Here is a 2,946-nt window from a genome sequence, read left to right on the forward strand (position 1 = left end):
GGCCTCGATTTTCAGTTCGTTGAAATCGACGGTTGTGAGTGTGTCCGCGGCGACGTCCTCGGCGATGAGGCCGATGGCGGCGCCGGAGGTCTGGCCGGCGATCTGGTGGGCGCCGGTGAGCACGTCGCGCAGCACGCCCTGCGGCAGGACGAAGCCGTTCAGCGGCAGGGCGACGAAATCGGCGGCGCCGTCGAGCCGGTAGGCGGCGCCCACGGCGAAGCCGGCATCGATGGCGATCTCGAGCCGCAGCTCGACCCCGGTGACGGCCGGGTCGGCGAGGCCGGGCACGTCGACGCGGGTGATCCGCTGGTAGACGTCGCCGGTCTCGACCCCGACCTCGAGATAGGGCGTGCCGCCCACCGCCCCCATGACGATCCGCAGGAAGTTGGACTGGGTGCCGTCGCCGAACATCAGCCCCGAGACCTGGCCCTCGACGATGCCGCCCTGCTGGCTGGGGATCCAGTTGGCCATGTCGAGCGTGGCGAGGATGCGCCCGACATCGGGGTCGGGGCGGATCCCGGTATGCACCGCGTCGCGGGCGCTGTTGGCGCTGCCCACCGCCGTGCCGGGCTGCGCGTTCTTGATCTGGAAGGTCGGGGCGTTGCCGCCCGGGATGATGTTGCCGCCATTGTCGTACAGCCCGTCCTGCTGCTGGTCGGCGGGGAAGTTCTCGGCCGCGGTGCGCGCGTCCTGGTTCGGCGTCACCCCGTCGAGCGCCGCGCCGAGAAAGCCGGTATCGGACAGGGTGCCGGGGAAGTTCGTGTTCTGCTGGGTGAAGTCGAGCACGATCTTCTGGCCCACCTCGAGCGCGTAGCCGTTCTCGGCCGAGAACTCGAACGGGTCGATCAGCTCGTTCAGCCCGTCGAGATCGGCATCGGTGTCGTCGGTGACGTCCTGGCCGGCGAGCGGCACGGCGCCGTTGGCGGGCTGGAAGATCTCGATGAACGGGCCGTTCTGCTTGTAGGTGGCGACCCAGATCGAGCCGCGGAAGGCGTTGCCGAGCCCCATCGCGCCGAACTCGTCGCCGATCGAGGCCAGCCCCAGCGGCCCGCCGCCGGCCTGCAGCACGGTGCGGTCGGCCGCCAGCGTCTCGCCCGAACCGCCGGTGGTGGTCTGCACCACCCCGTTCGCGTCGCGCCCGATGACGATCAGCGAGCCCTGGTTCAGCGAGGCCGCGATCAGCGCCCCGGACATGTCGACGCCGCCGCCATCGAGCACGGTCGAGGTGTATTCGGTCAGCCCGTTGATCGAGCCCTTGCCGGAATCGAGGGCGCCGTCGGTGAAGCCGCCCTCGAGATAGTTGCCCTCGGCCGGGTTGGCGGCGGCGATGATCTCGCCGATATCGGCGGGCAGGCCGGCCTGGCCCAGAAACGTGCCGCCCTGCGGCGCCGCGCCGCCGGCCACCACGACCTGGCCCGAGCCGTCGGCGAAGCCGTAGATGTCGTAGAGCACGCCCGGGGTGACGGCGAGCACCTTCCGGGTCAGCTCCTGGTCGTCGGCCCCGTAGACGCCCGTGGTCGGGTAGGCCGCGTTGTCGGCCTCGACCGCCTGCAGCCAGGCGATGACCTCGTCGTAGTCGCTGCCGCCGCCATTGCCGGCGCTGTCGACGTTCGACACCAGCAGGAAGGCGTTGCCGACCCCGTCCTCGGGGGTGAACAGCAGCCCCGCGCGCGAGCCCTCGGCCCGGGTCGGGTTGGGATGGCCGCCATAGACATAGGTCAGCCCGTCGAGCGTGTAGGTCTGCGCCCCGCCCTGCCCCGCCGCCAGCACCCGCCCGGCCAGGTCGTCGGAGCGGGTCACCTCGTGCATCTGGTCGTAGTTCTTCGGGTCCCAGGCGACGAGGCTCATCGGGTCCTTGGTGCTGCCGTCGCCATTGTTGAGGTTGAGCGCGATGTAGCCCAGGGCCTGCGCGAAATCGCTGCTGGCGCCGTTGTCGCCGGCCTCGCCGATCGGCCGGCCGCCCCACAGGTTGTTGGCGCCGTTGTCGTAGGTGTAGACGCGCCCGTCCTCGGTGACCTCGACGTCATAGGCGTTGCGGTAGCCCGGCGAGTAGATGCCGATCGGCCCGGCGGGGTCGATCTTGCCGCCGTTGAAGCCGTCATTGCCGCCGAAGGGGTCGTTGCCGTCATCGGCGCCCGGCAGCGCCGGGTCGTCGAGCGTCGGCACGTCGTAGACGTATTTGCGGCCGCCATCGGTGAGCACCGGCATCGAGGCCAGCATCGTCAGGTCGACCTCGAGGATCGCCGCCGAATAGGCGGTCTCCTGCTGGCCCGCGAAGTGGTTCGAGGGCGCGCCGTTGTTGGCGTTGCCGCCATTGGCGACGATCAGCCGCTCGGAGACCAGCTTGCCGTCGGCGTCGAGCACCTGGATCACCTCGAGCCCGTTGAGCGCGTGGTTCTCCTCCGAGCGCGCCAGGCCGCGCACGAGGTCGACCGCGTCCCAGCTGTTCGGCCCGGTCTGGGTCAGCTTGGTGATGATGCCGGAATTGGTGTCGAGATTGGCGTCGGCGCCACCGCCGCCGGCGCCGATCCGGCTGTCGGAGGAGGTGACGTAGACGGTGACCGCGGGCTTGCCGCCGATCATCACCGGATCGCCGTTCGCGTCGAATTGCGGCGTCACGTCGATCCCCGTCACCTGCCGCTTCGTCGCCGCGTTCGCGCTGCCGTCGTCGTTGTGGTTGGGGATCGACTTGACGTGGTTCAGCGTCACCTGATCGGTCACGTGGAACCGCGCGGTGGTGTCGCCGTCGGTCGGATCGGGGTCCCCGAAGGCGATCGTCAGGACGTGCACATCCCCGTCCACCTCGGTGACGTAAAGCCGCCCATCCGCCCCCCACACCAGCGCGGTGGGCTGGGAAAGACCCCCGAAACCGTTGAAATCAAGCGAGCTGGCAGAAAAATTGTTGGAAACAGCCACGACCATTACCCTTCGAAACACTCGTTAAAA

The 2,946-nt window shown here is 69.5% G+C and carries 1 protein-coding gene; it reads right to left on the minus strand.

Going from position 1 to position 2,946, the window contains the following annotated elements; all coding sequences use genetic code 11:
* The coding region (locus O4G76_RS19720) for a hypothetical protein (RefSeq protein WP_269398861.1) at positions 1–2,916 on the minus strand (2,916 nt) is incomplete at its 3' end.
* Positions 2,917–2,946 lie beyond the last annotated feature (30 nt).

It is taken from the genome of Limimaricola sp. G21655-S1 (assembly GCF_027213785.1).
Taxonomy (GTDB): Bacteria; Pseudomonadota; Alphaproteobacteria; order Rhodobacterales; family Rhodobacteraceae; genus Limimaricola.